The organism is Streptomyces sp. CRCS-T-1 (assembly GCF_024442335.1).
Classification (GTDB): domain Bacteria; phylum Actinomycetota; class Actinomycetes; order Streptomycetales; family Streptomycetaceae; genus Streptomyces; species Streptomyces koelreuteriae.
Map to the genome: position 1 here is coordinate 5,042,884 of NZ_CP101651.1, position 16,403 is coordinate 5,059,286.

Sequence of the window (16,403 nt, forward strand, 5' to 3'; positions counted from 1 at the left end):
GGGCCCGCGAGGGGCCGTGAATGTCATAGGCGGCCGGCCGCCTTCAACGCCAAGTACGCATCCGCCAGTGCCGGCGCCAGGTCGTCGGGGGTCGCGTCCACGACGGTGACGCCGTGACGGCGGAGTTGTTCTGCTGTGCGGTGGCGTTCGGACTGGGCCTGGGCTGCTGCGGCGGCCTCGTAGACGGCGTCGGTGTTTCCGCGCGCTTTGGCCATTTCGGTGATGTGCGGGTCGGCCACCGATGCCAGTAGGACCGTGTGGCGCTGGGTGAGCTGAGGGAGGACCGGGAGCAGGCCTTCTTCGATGGGGGCCCTGTCCAGGGTGGTGAGCAGCACGATCAGGGAGCGGCGGGGTGATGTACGGAGGGCTGTGGCCGTGAGGCCTCGGGCGTCCGTTTCGACGAGCTCCGGCTCGAGTGTGGCCATCGCGTTGACCAGGGAGGGGAGGACGTCGCCTGCGGTGCGGCCCTGGACGAGGGCGCGGACCCTGCGGTCGTAGGCGAGGAGGTCGACGCGGTCGCCGGCTCGGGATGCGAGGGCACCTAGCAGGAGGGCCGCGTCCATGGAGGCGTCGAGGCGGGGTGCGTCGCCCACGCGGCCTGCCGAGGTCCGGCCGGTGTCGAGGACCAGGAGGATGTGGCGGTCGCGTTCGGGGCGCCAGGTGCGTACGGCGACCGCGGACTGGCGGGCTGTGGCGCGCCAGTCGATGGAGCGGGTGTCGTCGCCGGGGACGTACTCGCGGAGGCTGTCGAACTCGGTGCCCTCGCCGCGGGTGAGCACGCTGGTGCGGCCGTCCAGTTCGCGGAGGCGGGCCAGCTTTGAGGGCAGGTGCTTGCGGCTGGTGAACGGGGGCAGGACGCGAACCGTCCAAGTGGCCTTGTGGGTGCCCTGGCGGGAGAAGAGGCCGAGGGGGCCGTAGGAGCGGATGGTGACCCGGTCGGCTTGGCGGTCGCCTCGGCGGGTGGGGCGCAGGCGGGTCGTCACGCGCCGGCGTTCGCCTGCCGGGACGGTGAGGCGGTGGCGGGAGGCCGTCGTCTCCGTGCCCGGCTGCCAGGTGCTGGGGGGCCAGGCGTCGCGCAGGTGGGCGCGGAGGGGGCGGCGGGACGGGTTGGTGATCGTGAGGGTCACGTCCGCGGTGTCGCCCAGGCGTACCGAGGTGTCGCCGGAGCGGGTCAGGCCCAGGCGTCGTACGGGGGCGGCGAGTGCGAAGTCGCAGGCGCAGGCCAGGGCCAAGGGGGCGTTGACCGCCAGGATGCCCGTCCAGCCGGGTTCCCAGATGCCTACGGGGAGGGAGCCCAGGGCTGCGAGGAGGGCGGTGCGTCCGGTGAGTGCCATCAGCGGGGGACGGGGACGTGGCTGAGGATGGCGTTGATGACGGAGTCGGCCGTCACGCCTTCCATTTCGGCCTCCGGGCGGAGTTGTACGCGGTGGCGGAGGGTGGGGAGGGCCAAGGCCTTCACATCGTCCGGGATGACGTAGTCGCGGCCTGTCAGCCAGGCCCAGGCGCGGGCGGTGGCGAGGAGGGCCGTGGCGCCTCGGGGGGAGACGCCGAGGGTGAGGGACGGCGACTCGCGGGTGGCGCGGCAGATGTCGACGACGTAGCCGGTGATCTCCGGGGAGACGGTCGTCTTGGCGACCGCCGCGCGGGCTGCCTCCAGGTCGGCGGGGCCCGCTACGGGACGTAGGCCGGCGGCGTGGAGGTCGCGTGGGTTGAAGCCCTCGGCGTGGCGGGTGAGGACGTCGATCTCGTCCTGGCGGGAAGGGAGGGGGATGGTGAGTTTGAGGAGGAAGCGGTCCAGCTGGGCTTCCGGGAGGGGGTAGGTGCCTTCGTACTCGACCGGGTTCTGGGTCGCTGCGACCAGGAACGGGTCGGGGAGGGGGCGGGGGGTGCCGTCGACGGTGACCTGGCGTTCCTCCATGGCTTCCAGGAGGGACGACTGGGTCTTGGGAGGCGTGCGGTTGATCTCGTCCGCGAGGAGGAGGTTGGTGAAGACCGGGCCGGGCTGGAAGGAGAACTCGGCGCTGCGGGTGTCGTAGACCAGGGAGCCGGTCACGTCGCTCGGCATCAGGTCGGGGGTGAACTGGACGCGCTTGGTGTCGAGTTCGAGGGTCGCGGCGAGGGCGCGGACCAGGAGGGTCTTGGCGACGCCGGGGACTCCTTCGAGGAGGACGTGGCCGCGGCAGAGCAGGGCGACGACGAGGCCGGTCACGGCGGGGTCCTGGCCGACCACGGCCTTGGCGATCTCGGCGCGCAGGGACTCCAGGGCGGCTCGGGCGGTGCCCGGGTCCCCGGTCTGCCCGGCGTTGTCAGTGGTCGGGTCCATCATGGACGGCGTACCTCTCTTTCGAGGGCGTCGAGTCGGTCGGCGAGTGCGATGAGTGCTGCGTCGGTGCTGGGCGCTGGGCCGAAGAGAAGGGTGTGCAGGTCCTGGCCGTCGCCGTGGAGGTGGGCGGACAGGGCGGGGAGCAGGGCCTCGGGCGTGTGCGCCTGGGTGACGGGGACGCCGGTGAGGGGGGCGAGGCGGGTGCGGGTCGTGGAGCGAAGAGCGTTTGCCGCGCGGTCGCGGGCGTCGGCCTTGCGGTAGAGGCGGGCGCGGCCTTCGGCGGTTTCGGAGGCGCGGATCGCGACGGGGAGTTTTTCGGGCACGAGGGGGCCGAGTCGGCGTGCCCTCCAGAGGGCGGCCAGGGCTGCGGCGATGAAGAGTTGCAGGGTGCCCCAGAGCCAGCCCGAGGGGAGCAGGTCGAAGAAGCCGCGTTCGTCGTCGGTGCCGGCGGCGGAGGTGTCGGAGAGCGAGGGGAGGTACCAGACCAGATGGGGGCGGGAGCCGAGGAGCTGGAGGGCGAGCGAGGCGTTGCCCTGATGGTCGAGGCGGTCGTTGAGGAGGATGTCGGGTGCGCCGAGGGCGACGGTGTCGCCGTTTCCGGTCGGGGCCGGGATGCGCAGCAGGGTGGCCAGGCGCTCGCTGGGGTAGCACTGGTCGGCGTCGAGGTGGGTGGTGGTGTAGCGGACGCCGCCGGTGTCTGCGGTGCCCGCGCGCCGGGCGGCGGGCAGGTCGCAGTCGGGTGCGAGCGTCGAGTCGAGGCTGGTGGCGGGGTCGGCGGTGACGCCGGGGGCGAGCCGTTCGACGGAGGCGCTGCCGGAGGCGACCAGGACGGTGCGGCCGCCGGAGTCGGCGAACGAGTCGTGCAGGCGGGACTGCTGACTTCGGGTCAGGAGGTCGGGGGCGGCGACCAGGAGGGTCGTGTCCGGGCCGGATGCGGCGGTCGCCTCGTCCAGGGTGGTCACCACGCGGGTGTCCACGCCCCGGTCGGCGAGGAGTTCGGCGACGGCGCGGCTGCCGCCCGGGTCGGCGGAGCGCGGGTCGAGTTCACCATGGCGGGCGTCGGAGCGGATCACGGCGATGGCGATGGCTCCCGCGACGAGGAGCACGAGGGCGAGCGCGATACCGCGTGTGCGGGTCCACACCTGGCGGGCGGTGGGCGAGGCCGAGGTGGACGGGAGCGTGGCCTCGGTGGTCATTCGGCGGCTCCCTGGCGAGTGTGGGGGGCCGTGCTCTGGGCGCTGCTGGTGGCGAGCTGGGGCTTGGTGCGGTCCAGGTCGCGGTCGAGTTCGGCGATGCGGTGGTACGACTGCTCGGTCGCCGAGCGGCCTCCGTATGTCACGTCGTCGAAGTCGCGGGCGGCGGCGCGCAGTCGGTCGGTGTGGGCGGGCAGGGCCCGGCCGGCTTCGGCGGCGGCCTCGTCCGCGGTGCGGCCGGGGCGGACGTCGAGGAGGGCGCGTTCCTCCAGGGCGCGGACGAGGGCCCGCATGCGTTCCTGGACGGCCTGGTTCCAGTGGCCCTGGGCGGCGTGTGCCTCGGCGGCCGCGCGGTGGTCGGCGGCGCTGCGGGGGCGGTCGTCGAACAGGGTGGCGGAGGAGGTGGGTTGGCGGCGCGGGGTGCCCAGGCGCCACCACAGGGCGCCCAGGACCGCGAGGACGGCCAGGATGATGACGACCAGGCCGAGTGTGCCGCCGGGTGTCGCGGACGAGGCGGCGTTGAACAGTTCGTCCAGCCAGTCCCAGAAGGCGTCGAGGGCGCGCTGGAACAGGCTGGGGTCGTTCTCGTGGTACATCCGCTTGGACAGCTCGCGTCGGGCCGCCTCGCGCGCGGGGTCGCGTGGGGTGGTGAGGGGCGGCTCGTCGGTGGAGCGCGCCGACGACAGTAGGGAGCTGTCGCCGGCGTGCAGCAGTATCCGTATGGCGGTGCGTGGTAGTGCCGTTGTGAGAGGTTCCCCCGCCCAGCTCACCGCATCAGCTCCCCGGGGTGGTGCCGGGGGCGTTGGGGCCGTAGCCCTGGACGCCTGCGGCGCGGGCCAGTTCGAGGTCGAGGGCCTCGCGGCGGATGCGCTGGTCGATGTAAAGCAGCACGGTGACGCCGGCCGTGATCGGGAAGGTGATCATGGAGCCGATCACCGCGCCGATGCCGCTGACCATGAGGAAGGTCCAGCCGAGACCGGAGCTGCCGCTGTTGAGCCAGCCGGTGATGCCGTCGCCGCTGAGGGCCGCGGCGAGGAAGGTGAACGGGATGACGATGATCGAGGCGACGACGTTCGCGATGATCGTGGCGAGCAGCTGGATGCCGAAGATCCGCCACCAGGTGCCCTGGACGAGCTTCGTGGAGCGGCTCATGGCCTTCTTGATGCCCTGCTTCTCCAGCATCAGGGCGGGCGAGGCCAGGGAGAAGCGGATCATCAGCCAGAGGGCGACGACGCCGGCGCCGATGACGCCCAGGACGGTGAGGGCGACGCCCGGCCCGGTGCTTCCGGAGGCGGTGATGAGGATGCCGGGCAGGGTGCCGGCGGTGACGATGCCGGCGGTGATGAGCAGCAGCAGGCAGATGAGGCCGAACAGTTTGAGGATCTGAGGGCGGGCGTCCCGCCAGGCCTCGCCGATGGTCACTGGCTTGCCGAGTACGGCGCGGCTGGTGACGGTGGTGAGCAGTGCGGTCGCGATGACGGTGCCGACCAGGGAAATCACGAAGACGACGGTGGAGTTGAGCAGGGCGTCGCTCATGGCGCGGCTCAGCTCGCTGAGGGTGGCGCTGGGGTCGTTGAGGGCCTGGGTGCTGGAGTCGTCGAGGACGAGGCCCTGGAACAGGACGACGATGATCTCGGTGAGGACCGCGACGGTCAGGGAGATGCCGAGGACGGTGCGCCAGTAGGTGCGCATGGTCGAGACGGCGCCGTCGAGGATCTCGCCCACGCCGAGGGGGCGCAGCGGGATGATGCCGGGCTTGGCGGCGGGCGGGGGGCCGCCCCAGCCGCTTCCCCAGCCGCCGTAGGGCCCGGGGGGTCCGTAGCCGCCGGGGCCTGCGGGGCCGTGTCCGGCCGGGCCGTGGCCGCCGGGGGGCTGGGTGCCCCAACCCGGGCCGGCCGGCGGGGGCGGGGGAGCCTGGCCGGGGACGGTGGGGCCGCTGGGGGCGGACCACTGGGCGGGTGGCGGCTGGTCCTTGGACCACTGCGGGCCGGGGCCCTGCGGGGCCTGGCCCGCTTGGCCGGGCTGGTCCGCGGGCTGCGCGGGGACGGGGCGGTCGGTGGGCTCGGCAGCGCCGGACGGGTCCGGCTGCTGCCCGTCGGACGGGGCGGATCCGGGCGAGGCCCAGCCCGGAGTGTCGTTCATCGTCGCTCCTTCACGGTGCCCGTCCGCGGTCGCGGCGGCAGGTTGGCAGCCATCGTGCCATGGGGTGGTCTTGGAATGACCGGCCGCGGTATGGGCTGCGTACCTTCAATTGTCCGCTCGATACGGGGCAGACTGACCGCATGGCTGATCAGTACGCGCACAGCGGCGAGGACAAGCGGCCGACCGAGATCCCCGCGATCCGTTGGGAGGAGCCACCGGAAGGACCCGTTCTGGTCCTTCTCGACCAGACGAGGCTGCCGGCCGAGGAGGTCGAACTGGTCTGTACGGACGCGTCCGCGCTGGTGGAGGCGATCCGCTCGCTCGCCGTGCGCGGGGCGCCGCTGCTCGGTATCGCGGGGGCGTACGGTGTCGCGCTCGCGGCCGTGCGGGGCTTCGACGTGGACGAGGCGGCGGCCTCGCTGGCGAGTGCCCGGCCGACCGCGGTGAATCTGGCGCTCGGTGTGCGCCGGGCGCACTCGGCCCATGAGGCTGCGCTCGCCAAGGGCGGCGATGTCCGGCAGGCGGCCTCGGCGGCGCTGGCCGCGGCGCGGCAGTTGCACCGGGAGGACGCCGAGGCCAGTGCGCGGATGGCCGAGCAGGGGCTGGCGCTGCTGGACGAGCTGCTGCCCGGTGGCGGGCACCGGGTCCTCACCCACTGCAACACCGGTTCGCTGGTGTCGGGCGGGGAGGGGACGGCGTTCGCGGTGGCGCTCGCGGCGCATCGGACGGGCCGGCTGCGGCGGCTGTGGGTGGACGAGACGCGTCCGTTGCTGCAGGGCGCTCGCCTGACGGCGTACGAGGCGGCGCGTGCCGGGATGGCGTACACGCTGCTCACCGACAACGCGGCGGGGTCGCTGTTCGCCGCCGGCGAGGTGGACGCGGTGCTGATCGGGGCGGACCGCATCACGGCGGACGGGTCGGTGGCGAACAAGGTGGGGAGCTATCCGCTGGCGGTGCTGGCGCGGTACCACCATGTGCCGTTCATCGTGGTGGCGCCGGTGACGACGGTGGATCTGGAGACCGCGGAAGGGGCGTCCATCGAGGTCGAGCAGCGTCCCGGGCACGAGGTGACCGAGCTGGTGGCGCCGCAGGTGCCGGTGGCCGGTGCGGCGGAGGCGGGGGGCGGCATTCCGGTGGCGCCGCTGGGGACGCAGGCGTACAACCCGGCGTTCGACGTGACCCCGGCCGAGCTGGTGACGGCGATCGTGACGGAGGAGGGTGTGGTGTCGCCGGTGACGGCCGAGGCGCTCGCCGAGGTGTGTGCGCGGTCGCGCAGGGTGACGGCGGGCTGAGCCGGACGGCTTTCGGGGTGGGTGCGGGGAGGGCGGGCTCCGGAGGTCCTGTCCCTTGCCCGTGGGCCGAGCGCCCGGTCAGCGGGTGTCGTGGAGATCAATAACGGGTGGGCGAGGGCAGACAGTAGCGCTTGCTGCGACTATGGTCACTGGCCGGTGACCTACCTCACCACTGCCTTCGCCACCGTTATGAGAATGGGATGATGTCGTTTATGAAGGGACGAGTCCTTGTCGTCGACGACGACACCGCACTGGCCGAGATGCTCGGCATCGTGCTGCGTGGTGAGGGTTTTGAGCCGTCTTTCGTTGCCGACGGTGACAAGGCGCTGGCCGCTTTCCGTGAGGCCAAGCCCGATCTGGTGCTGCTGGACCTGATGCTGCCCGGTCGGGACGGCATCGAGGTGTGCCGTCTGATCAGGGCGGAGTCCGGGGTGCCGATCGTGATGCTCACGGCGAAGAGCGACACGGTCGATGTCGTGGTGGGCCTGGAGTCGGGCGCCGACGACTACATCGTGAAGCCGTTCAAGCCGAAGGAGCTCGTCGCCCGGATCCGGGCGCGGCTGCGGAGGTCGGAGGAGCCCGCTCCGGAGCAGCTCGCCATCGGTGACCTGGTCATCGACGTGGCCGGGCACTCCGTGAAGCGGGACGGGCAGTCGATCGCGCTGACGCCGCTGGAGTTCGACCTGCTGGTCGCGCTCGCGCGCAAGCCGTGGCAGGTGTTCACGCGCGAGGTGCTGCTGGAGCAGGTGTGGGGCTACCGGCACGCGGCGGACACGCGGCTGGTCAATGTGCATGTGCAGCGGCTGCGCTCCAAGGTCGAGAAGGACCCGGAGAAGCCGGAGATCGTGGTGACCGTCCGTGGCGTCGGATACAAGGCAGGACCGAGCTGACATGTCCGGCGACAGTGCCGCTTCGGCGCCCGGACGGTCCGGGGCCCGCCCGGGGCGGCCTGTCGGGCGGAAAAAAGCGGGTTCCCGCTGGGGACGGTTCCTGGAGAGCGGGCTGCTGCTCCAGGGCGGGGTTCAGGGCAGCCCGGTCATCCGCCTGTTCATGCGGTGGGTGCGCCGGCCGCTGCTGCCCGTCATGCGGCTGTGGCGGCGCAACATCCAGCTCAAGGTCGTCGTCACGACGCTGCTGATGTCGCTGGGCGTGGTGCTGCTGCTGGGCTTCGTCGTCATCGGGCAGGTGCGCAACGGCCTGCTGGACGCCAAGGTGAAGGCGTCCCAGAGCCAGGCCACCGGCGGGTTCGCCGTGGCCAAGCAGCGGGCCGACGAGGCGGCGAGCGGGACCGGCGACGATGTCGCCACGGCGGACGGCCGTCCCGCGCAGAACGTCATCCAGTGGATGAGTGATCTGGTGTCCTCGCTGTCCAGTGGCGGGCAGGGCGCCTTTGACGTGGTCACGCTTCCGGCTTCCGACGCCGACGGGGCCGGTGGGCGCGGTCCGCGTGCCTCCGGTGAGGTGGACTGGAGCAAGAGTGTGCCCGCGGCGCTGCGGGAGCGGATCGGCAGCAGTACGGCGGCCGCGCAGAGCTACAGCCGCGTCATCTACAACAACGACACCAAGGACTCCCAGCCCGCCCTGGTCATCGGCAAGCAGGTCAACGACCCCAACGGCGACCCGTACCAGCTCTACTACCTCTTCCCGCTCACCCAGGAGGAGAAGTCGCTGAGCCTGGTCAAGGGGACGCTGGCGACGGCCGGGCTGTTCGTCGTGGTGCTGCTCGGGGCCATCGCCTGGCTGGTGGTGCGCCAGGTCGTCACGCCGGTGCGGATGGCGGCGGGGATCGCCGAGCGGCTGTCGGCCGGCCGGCTTCAGGAACGTATGAAGGTCACCGGCGAGGACGACATCGCGCGGCTCGGCGAGGCCTTCAACAAGATGGCCCAGAACCTTCAGCTGAAGATCAGCCAGCTGGAGGACCTGTCGCGCATGCAGCGCCGGTTCGTGTCGGACGTGTCGCACGAGCTGCGTACGCCGCTGACGACCGTACGGATGGCGGCGGACGTCATCCATGAGGCGCGGGAGGACTTCGACCCGATCACCGCGCGGTCGGCGGAGTTGCTCGCCGACCAGCTGGACCGGTTCGAGTCGCTGCTCGCGGACCTGCTGGAGATCAGCCGGTTCGACGCGGGTGCCGCTGCGCTGGAGGCGGAGCCGATAGACCTCAGGGACGTCGTGCGGCGGGTGGTCAGCGGGGCCGAGCCGCTCGCGGAGCGCAAGGGCACGCGGATCCGGGTCTCCGGCGACCAGCAGCCCGTCGTCGCTGAGGCCGACGCCCGGCGCGTGGAGCGCGTGCTGCGCAACCTCGTCGTGAACGCCGTCGAGCACGGTGAGGGCAGGGACGTCGTCGTCAAGCTCGCCGCGGCGGGCGGCGCGGTCGCCGTCGCGGTGCGGGACTACGGGGTCGGGCTGAAGCCGGGCGAGGCGACCCGGGTGTTCAGCCGCTTCTGGCGGGCCGACCCGGCACGCGCGCGTACCACGGGTGGTACGGGTCTGGGGCTGTCCATCGCCCTGGAGGACGCGCGGCTGCACGGCGGCTGGCTGCAGGCGTGGGGCGAGCCGGGCGGCGGGTCGCAGTTCCGGCTGACGCTGCCCAGGACCGCTGACGAGCCGCTGCGGGGCTCACCGATACCGCTGGAGCCCAAGGACTCACGGCGCAACCGGGGGCTCGACGACGCGGGTCTGCCGTGCGGCGGCGGGGACGGCGAGAAGCGGGCGACCGTACCGGCGCAGCCGGCGGGCGGTCCGGTGCCGCCGGGGTCGGCGCGGAACCCGATACCGCCGAGGGCGGCCTCCGTGGCCCCCACGGCCGATCCGACGGCGCTTCCCGGCAACGGGGCGCGCGTGGTGCCGCGGCCCGCCTCGGGGACGCGGCGGCCGGACGATCCGGTGGCAGGGGAGCAGTCGGCCCGCGGTGAGGGCCAGGGCCCTGCGGGCACGGCCGGTGGCGGCTGTGTGAGTGGTACGGCGGGGGCGGGCGCCCGGGACGAGGGTGCTGGTGCTTCGGCGGCCGGGACGGCTCGTGACGAGGATGCTGGTGATTCGGCCGAAGCGGCTCGGGACCAGGGCGCGGGCGATTCGGCCGGAGCTGCTCGGGACGGGGCCGGCAGTGGCCCTGCGGGGAAGTCGCGGGGGCCGGTCGTGGGGCGGCCGCGGGACAAGGACAACGGCTCCGCGGGCTCGGGCAGGGAAGCCGAGCCGGGAGACGTGGACAGGCAAGGGGAGGCATCTCGTGGGCGCTGACCGCGAGGGGCGCGGTCGGCGTACGCCCGCGCGCGTGATGGCGTACGCCGCCGGTGGCGTGCTGGTGCTGGCGGGGTGCGCCTCGATGCCGGACAGCGGGGATCTGCGGGGCGTGGAGTCCACGCCGCGCCAGGACAGCCAGGTGCGGGTGTTCGCCGTGCCGCCGGGGGAGGACGCGCCGCCCTCGGAGATCGTGCAGGGCTTCCTGGAGGCGCTCACCAGCGACGATCCGCACTACAAGACCGCGCGCCAGTACCTGACCGGTGAGGCCGCGAAGACCTGGCGGCCGGAGCTGTCCACCACGGTGCTCACGGACGGGCCGGGCGCCAAGGCCGAGGGCGCGGGCGGCCGGGAGGACACCGGCGAGATCTCTTACACGCTGACCGGCACCAAGGTGGCCACCGTGGACGCGCAGCAGTCGTACGCGCCGGCGACCGGGGCCTACGGCAGGACCGTGCACCTGACGCAGGACAAGAAGAGCCGGCAGTGGCGGATCGACGTGCTGCCCCAGGGCGTCCTGATGGGTCAGTCGGACTTCCAGCGCAACTACATGTCCGTCAACAAGTACTACTTCGCCTCCAACACCATGGCGGCCGGGGCGAACACGCAGCCCACGGCGGTCGCCGACCCCGTCTACGTCCGCCGCCGCGTGGACCCCATGACGCAGATGGTGCGCTCCGTGCTCAACGGGCCCACGCGGTGGCTCGGGCCCGTGGTCAGGTCGAGCGTTCCCACCGGTACGGCGCTGGCGAAGGACGCCGGGGCGCTGACGCCCGACGAGCGGAACAAGCTGACCGTCCCGCTCAACGACAAGGCCGCGGGCATCGGCACCAACAGGTGCCAGGAGATCGCGGCCCAGATGCTCTTCACGCTGCGCAACCTCAGCCCCGCGGTGGACGAGGTCGAGCTGCGGGCCGGCGGGGCCGAGCTGTGCTCGCTCACGCAGGAAGCGGCCGACGCGGCGGCCTTCCGGCCCTCGGCGCGCCACCCCGACTACCTGTACTTCGTCGACGACAAGGACCGGCTCGTACGGATGCCGGCCGGCAGCAACGACACCGAGCCGGACACGGCGCCGGGGGCGCTGGGCGAGGGCGACACGGCGCTGCGGTCGGTGGCGGTGTCGCGCGACGAGCACACCGCGGCCGGGGTCGGCCTCGACGGCAGGTCGCTGTACGTGGGGTCGCTGGTCTCGGGCGGTTCGCTGGGCGAGCCGGTGCTGCGCAGCCAGGGCCGGACCGAGAAGGACCGGCTGACCACGCCCAGCTGGGACGCGGACGACGGCCTCTGGGTGGCCGACCGTGACCCGGAGAACCCCCGGCTGATGCTGCTCGAGGAGGGCAAGGGCGATCCGCTCGAGGTGCGCACGCCGCATCTGGACGGGCGGATCCAGTCCGTGCGGGTGGCCGCCGACGGGGTGCGGATCGCGCTCGTCGTGGAGAAGGGCGGCAAGAAGACCCTGCTCATCGGGCTGATCGAGCGGGAGGAGAAGCCCGGCGAGAAGCCGGCCGTCCGAGTGGTCGAACTTCGCTCCGCGACGCCGGAGTTGGAGGAGGTCACGGCCATGTCGTGGGCCGGGGACAGCCGGCTCGTGGTGGTCGGGCGCGAGCACGGGGGCGTGGAGCAGATGCGGTACGTCCAGGTCGACGGCTCCACGCCGGACGTGCCGGCGCCCGCGGCCCTGACCGGCGTCAAGGAGGTCACCGCCGCCGAGGACGACCGGCTGCCGCTGGTGGCGTACTCGGTGGACGGGATCGTCCGGCTGCCGTCGGGTGCGCAGTGGCAGAAGGTGACGGAGGGGACGGCGCCGGTTTATCCGGGGTGAGCGCCGGGTCTTGGGTTTCCAGCGCCGGGTTGTTCGGGGTGAGGCGTCTCGGTGGGGATGCCGGGGGCCAGGCGGGGCCAGGCGGGGATCCGTGGGGGCCCTGGCGGGCCTGGCGGGGATCCGATGGGCCTGGCCGGGGTCCGGTGGGTCCTGGTTGAGGGCCGGTGGAAGCCGGTCGTCGGGCCGGGGCGACGCGTTGTCCACAGGGAGTTATCCACAGGGGTGGCCGGGGGGCCTCGCTGTTGGCACAGTGGTGGCCATGCGGGGGTGGTGGCAGGACCTCACCGACCTGGTGCTGCCGGGCGAGTGCGGGGGCTGTGGGGCGCCTCGTACGGTGCTGTGCGCGAAGTGCCGTGCGGTGCTGGGCGGGGCCGTGGCGCATCGGGTGCGGCCCGTGCCGGAGCCACCGGGGCTGCCGGTGGTGCACGCGGCGGCGCGGTACGCCGACGAGGTCCGGGCGACGCTGCTGGCCCACAAGGAACGGGGTGCTCTGGCGCTCGCAGGGCCGCTCGGGGCCGCTCTGGCGGGAGCGGTACGGGCGGGGCTTCCAGGTGCGCTCAGGGGGTCCTGGCCCGGGGCTGGAGGCGCGTGGTCGCGGGGCGTCGGGGCGCCTGTGCTGCTCGTGCCCGTTCCGTCCGGGCGGCGGGCCGTGCGGGCCCGGGGGCATGATCCGGCGCGGCGGATCGCGCTCGCGGCGGCGGGTGAGCTGCGGCGGAGCGGGGTGCCGGCCAGGGCGCTCGGTGTGCTGCGGCAGCGGCGGGCCGTGGCCGATCAGTCGGGGCTCAACTCCCGGCAGCGGCTGGACAATCTCGCGGGCGCGCTGGCGGTGGCGCCCGGTGGTGCCCGGCTGCTCTCCGAGGGCCCGGTCGTCCTCGTCGACGACGTGATGACGACAGGGGCGTCCCTCGCCGAAGCCGCGCGTGCCGTGCGGGCGGCGGCGGGGCTGGTTTCGAACGCTACGAGGACTGGGGCCGTGTACAGGGGAGAGACGAGGGAAAGCAGAGAAGAACAGAACGTCGGATCAACGCGAGAGAGGACGGGCCGATGGCCCGCGCGGCAGGGAATCACGGGCGCGGGCGGAGTCGGCGGAGTCGTTGACGTGGTGTGCGCGGCGGTGGTCGCGGCATCGCCGGACTCTTTCGAAATAAACCGGAACTGACTGAGAACTTGCGTCGTTGCAGGTAACGAGAGGGGCTATTCACCTGAACGGAGGTACGCCGCAGTAGAGGGTGACGACATCCGTCCGGGCGAGATATGTTCGGTTGAGAGGGAAAGCCGCAGGCCACACCTCTCAAAACCGAATGCCGTGCAGCGGGTTTTTCTTCATCACTCGCGACGGTGGAGTGGAGGTCTCGCTCACGGGGGAGGAGGTGGAAGTCACCGAGTGTCCGAGGTTCCGGGCCTCACCGGAACCTGGTGCAAAAGGGAGATGCTCCGCACCGAAGCGGAGTGATCCGGGAACGGAGTTCTGCGTGGACATCGTCGTCAAGGGCCGCAAGACCGAGGTGCCCGAGCGGTTCCGGAAGCACGTGGCCGAGAAGCTGAAGCTGGAGAAGATCCAGAAGCTCGATGGCAAGGTGATCAGCCTCGACGTCGAGGTGTCCAAGGAGCCCAACCCCCGGCAGGCCGACCGCTGTGACCGAGTGGAGATCACGCTCCGCTCCCGCGGTCCGGTGATCCGGGCGGAGGCAGCGGCGAGCGATCCGTACGCGGCGCTCGACCTGGCGGCGGAGAAGCTGGAAGCCCGGCTGCGCAGGCAACACGACAAGCGGTTCTCGCGTCGTGGCTCGCGCCGGATCCCGGCCGCCGAGGTCGCCGATCACGTCCCGGGCGTGGCGACGCTCAACGGCAACGGCCTGGTGCCGACTCCGGAGGAAGAGCCGGCAGCCGTGCCCACGAAGAAGATCGGCTCGCTGGAGGTACAGGGTGACGGCCCCATCGTCGTCCGCGAGAAGACCCACGTCGCAGCGCCCATGACCCTCGACCAGGCTCTCTACGAGATGGAGCTGGTCGGGCACGACTTCTACCTGTTCGTCGACTCCGAGACCAAGGAACCGAGTGTCGTCTACCGACGGCACGCCTACGACTACGGCGTGATCCACCTCAGCACGGACACGATGGTCACCCAGGTGCACGCCCCCGACGCGGGCGGTGCGCTCGGCGGCTGACCGTGCCGGGTGACAGCGGAGCAGCGGTGCCCCTGGAGCGCGTGTGCGCCCCCAGGGGCACCCCTGTGCGACCACTGCGCGCCCCGCTCGGTCGCCCCGGCGCCGTCCGGGCATGAAATCATGGAGGCCACGACCCAACCGGTGGGTCGTTGCTCTGGGTTGGCGATGGCTCAGGACCTCAGGCCACAGCCTTCAGGGGGAGGAACGATGGCGGACAGCTTCGGACCGATGCGTGACGAGGATGCCCACGACGGCGTCGTCGGCATGGGCCCGGACACGGACTCTCCACGCAAGGAACCGATCAGAGTCCTTGTGGTGGACGACCACGCCCTGTTCCGCCGTGGCCTGGAGATCGTGCTGGCCGCCGAGGAGGACATCCAGGTCATCGGGGAGGCCGGAGACGGCGCCGAGGCCGTGGAGAAGGCCGCCGACCTGCTGCCCGACATCGTTCTGATGGACGTGCGGATGCCCAAGCGGGGCGGGATCGAGGCATGCACCTCCATCAAGGAGGTCGCACCCAGCGCCAAGATCATCATGCTGACGATCAGCGACGAGGAAGCCGATCTCTACGACGCCATCAAGGCGGGTGCGACCGGCTATCTCCTCAAGGAGATCTCGACGGACGAGGTGGCCACCGCCATTCGCGCGGTGGCCGACGGACAGTCGCAGATCAGCCCGTCCATGGCGTCGAAGCTGCTCACCGAGTTCAAGTCGATGATCCAGCGCACGGACGAACGCCGACTGGTGCCCGCGCCGCGACTGACGGACCGCGAACTCGAAGTCCTCAAACTCGTCGCGACGGGGATGAACAACCGTGACATCGCCAAGGAGTTGTTCATCTCCGAGAACACCGTGAAGAACCACGTGCGCAACATCCTGGAGAAGCTGCAATTGCACTCCAGGATGGAGGCGGTGGTGTACGCGATGCGGGAGAAGATCCTCGAGATTCGCTGACGGTCAGGCGATCGTCCGGGCGAGCTCCCGCACGAGAGGCTCGCGCAGGTCCGGTGAGTCGACCCGCTCCACGCGCACGTCCGTGCAGTCCACCCAGGTCGCCGCCTCGGCCAGGGCCTGGGCGACGGCCGGGACCGCCTTGGGGCCGTCGAGCGTGACCTGCTTGGCCACCAGTGTGCTGCCCTCGCGGGCCGGGTCCACGCGGCCGACGAGCCGGCCGCCGGCCAGGACCGGCATCGCGAAGTAGCCGTACACCCGCTTCGGCTTGGGGACGTAGGCCTCCAGGCGGTGGGTGAAGCCGAAGATCCGCTCCGTGCGCGCCCGCTCCCAGATCAGGGAGTCGAAGGGCGACAGGAGGGTGGTGCGGTGGCGGCCGCGCGGAGGTGTCTCCAGGGCCGCGGGGTCGGCCCAGGCCGGCTTTCCCCAGCCCTCGACCGTGACCGGGACCAGACCCGAGTCGGCGATCACCGCGTCGACCTGTTCGCCCTTGAGCCGGTGGTAGTCGGCGATGTCCGCGCGGGTGCCGACACCGAGGGACCGGCCCGCCAGGCCGACCAGGCGGCGTACGCACTCGGTGTCGTCGAGTTCGTCGTGCAGCAGGGGCTGGGGGACGGCGCGCTCGGCGAGGTCGTAGAGGCGCTTCCAGCCGCGGCGCTCGACGCAGACCACCTCGCCGTACATCAGGGCGCGTTCGACGGCGACCTTCGTGCCGGACCAGTCCCACCAGTCGTTCGTCTTCTTCGCGCCGCCCAACTCCGTCGCGGTGAGGGGGCCTTCGGAGCGGAGCTGCTTGATGACCTGGTCGTAGACGCCGTCCGGGAGGTCGTGATTCCAGTGCGGGCGGTTGCGGTAGGCGCGGCGGCGGAAGGCGAAGTGCGGCCACTCCTCGATGGGCAGGATGCAGGCCGCGTGGGACCAGTACTCGAAGGCGTGCGTGTCCTTCCAGTAGGCGTTCTCGACGGTCTTTCTGCCTACCGCGCCCAGGCGGGCGTACGGGACGAGCTCGTGGGAGCGGGCCAGGACCGAGATCGTGTCGAGCTGTATCGCGCCCAGGTGGCGGAGGATGCCGCGGACGCCGGAGCGGCGGTCCGGGGCGCCGAGGAAGCCCTGGGCGCGGAGCGCCAGTCTCCGGGCTTCGTCTGCGGAGAGTTCTGCGGTGGGGCGCGGGGTGGTCATGGGTCCGCACGATAGGGGGTGGGACTGACAAAGGGGCGTGACCTGCGGGGTTGGGTGTCCGGTGCTCGGCGTTGGGGCTGGGGGCGGGTG

General features: G+C 72.2%; 13 protein-coding genes. 7 read left to right on the plus strand and 6 right to left on the minus strand.

Annotation, left to right across the window (positions count from 1 at the left end; all coding sequences use genetic code 11):
• Positions 1 to 23: 23 nt before the first annotated feature.
• The 5 genes from NNW99_RS22970 to NNW99_RS22990 are packed head-to-tail and all read right to left on the minus strand — an operon-like array spanning position 24 to position 5,658.
• Entirely contained in the window at positions 24 to 1,334 is a 1,311-nt protein-coding gene (locus tag NNW99_RS22970) for a DUF58 domain-containing protein (RefSeq protein WP_215121022.1), read from the minus strand.
• Positions 1,334 to 2,323 (minus strand): MoxR family ATPase, encoded by a 990-nt coding sequence (locus NNW99_RS22975; protein WP_215124414.1) that lies wholly within the window; start codon positions 2,321 to 2,323, stop codon positions 1,334 to 1,336. Before NNW99_RS22975 ends, NNW99_RS22970 begins: the two co-directional genes overlap by 1 nt.
• Entirely contained in the window at positions 2,323 to 3,519 is a 1,197-nt protein-coding gene (locus NNW99_RS22980) for a DUF4350 domain-containing protein (protein ID WP_215121023.1), read from the minus strand. The genes NNW99_RS22975 and NNW99_RS22980 overlap by 1 nt, the downstream gene beginning before the upstream one ends.
• Positions 3,516 to 4,286 carry a DUF4129 domain-containing protein gene (locus tag NNW99_RS22985; protein WP_370869154.1) on the minus strand — a complete coding sequence of 257 codons (771 nt, stop codon included), beginning with the start codon at positions 4,284 to 4,286 and terminating at the stop codon, positions 3,516 to 3,518. Before NNW99_RS22985 ends, NNW99_RS22980 begins: the two co-directional genes overlap by 4 nt.
• Before the next feature lie 4 nt (positions 4,287 to 4,290).
• Positions 4,291 to 5,658, minus strand: coding sequence for a proline-rich domain-containing protein (locus NNW99_RS22990; protein ID WP_215121024.1), 1,368 nt, complete (start codon positions 5,656 to 5,658; stop codon positions 4,291 to 4,293).
• A 140-nt stretch (positions 5,659 to 5,798) separates the two neighbouring features.
• Between NNW99_RS22990 and mtnA the strand changes: the two genes are divergently transcribed.
• From mtnA to NNW99_RS23025, 7 genes are all read left to right on the plus strand, one after another.
• A complete protein-coding gene (gene mtnA / locus NNW99_RS22995) occupies positions 5,799 to 6,950 on the plus strand; it encodes an S-methyl-5-thioribose-1-phosphate isomerase (RefSeq protein ID WP_215121025.1) in 1,152 nt (383 codons plus the stop codon).
• A 200-nt stretch (positions 6,951 to 7,150) separates the two neighbouring features.
• Positions 7,151 to 7,840 (plus strand): two-component system response regulator MtrA, encoded by a 690-nt coding sequence (gene mtrA, locus NNW99_RS23000; RefSeq protein WP_009188938.1) that lies wholly within the window; start codon positions 7,151 to 7,153, stop codon positions 7,838 to 7,840.
• Between the two features lies 1 nt (position 7,841).
• Entirely contained in the window at positions 7,842 to 10,193 is a 2,352-nt protein-coding gene (mtrB, locus tag NNW99_RS23005) for an MtrAB system histidine kinase MtrB (protein WP_251057908.1), read from the plus strand.
• Entirely contained in the window at positions 10,183 to 12,015 is a 1,833-nt protein-coding gene (locus NNW99_RS23010; protein ID WP_215121026.1) for an LpqB family beta-propeller domain-containing protein, read from the plus strand. Before mtrB ends, NNW99_RS23010 begins: the two co-directional genes overlap by 11 nt.
• 259 nt (positions 12,016 to 12,274) lie before the next feature.
• Positions 12,275 to 13,174 (plus strand): ComF family protein, encoded by a 900-nt coding sequence (locus NNW99_RS23015; RefSeq protein WP_215121027.1) that lies wholly within the window; start codon positions 12,275 to 12,277, stop codon positions 13,172 to 13,174.
• Positions 13,175 to 13,487: 313 nt separating this feature from the next.
• Positions 13,488 to 14,183 carry a ribosome hibernation-promoting factor, HPF/YfiA family gene (hpf, locus tag NNW99_RS23020; RefSeq protein WP_189724019.1) on the plus strand — a complete coding sequence of 232 codons (696 nt, stop codon included), beginning with the start codon at positions 13,488 to 13,490 and terminating at the stop codon, positions 14,181 to 14,183.
• A 207-nt stretch (positions 14,184 to 14,390) separates the two neighbouring features.
• Positions 14,391 to 15,137 (plus strand): response regulator transcription factor, encoded by a 747-nt coding sequence (locus NNW99_RS23025; RefSeq protein ID WP_215121028.1) that lies wholly within the window; start codon positions 14,391 to 14,393, stop codon positions 15,135 to 15,137.
• Positions 15,138 to 15,140: 3 nt separating this feature from the next.
• Here the strand turns inward: NNW99_RS23025 and NNW99_RS23030 are convergent, their stop codons facing one another.
• Complete coding sequence (locus tag NNW99_RS23030) at positions 15,141 to 16,313, minus strand: winged helix-turn-helix domain-containing protein (RefSeq protein ID WP_215121029.1); 1,173 nt, start codon at positions 16,311 to 16,313, stop codon at positions 15,141 to 15,143.
• Between the last annotated feature and the right edge of the window lie 90 nt (positions 16,314 to 16,403).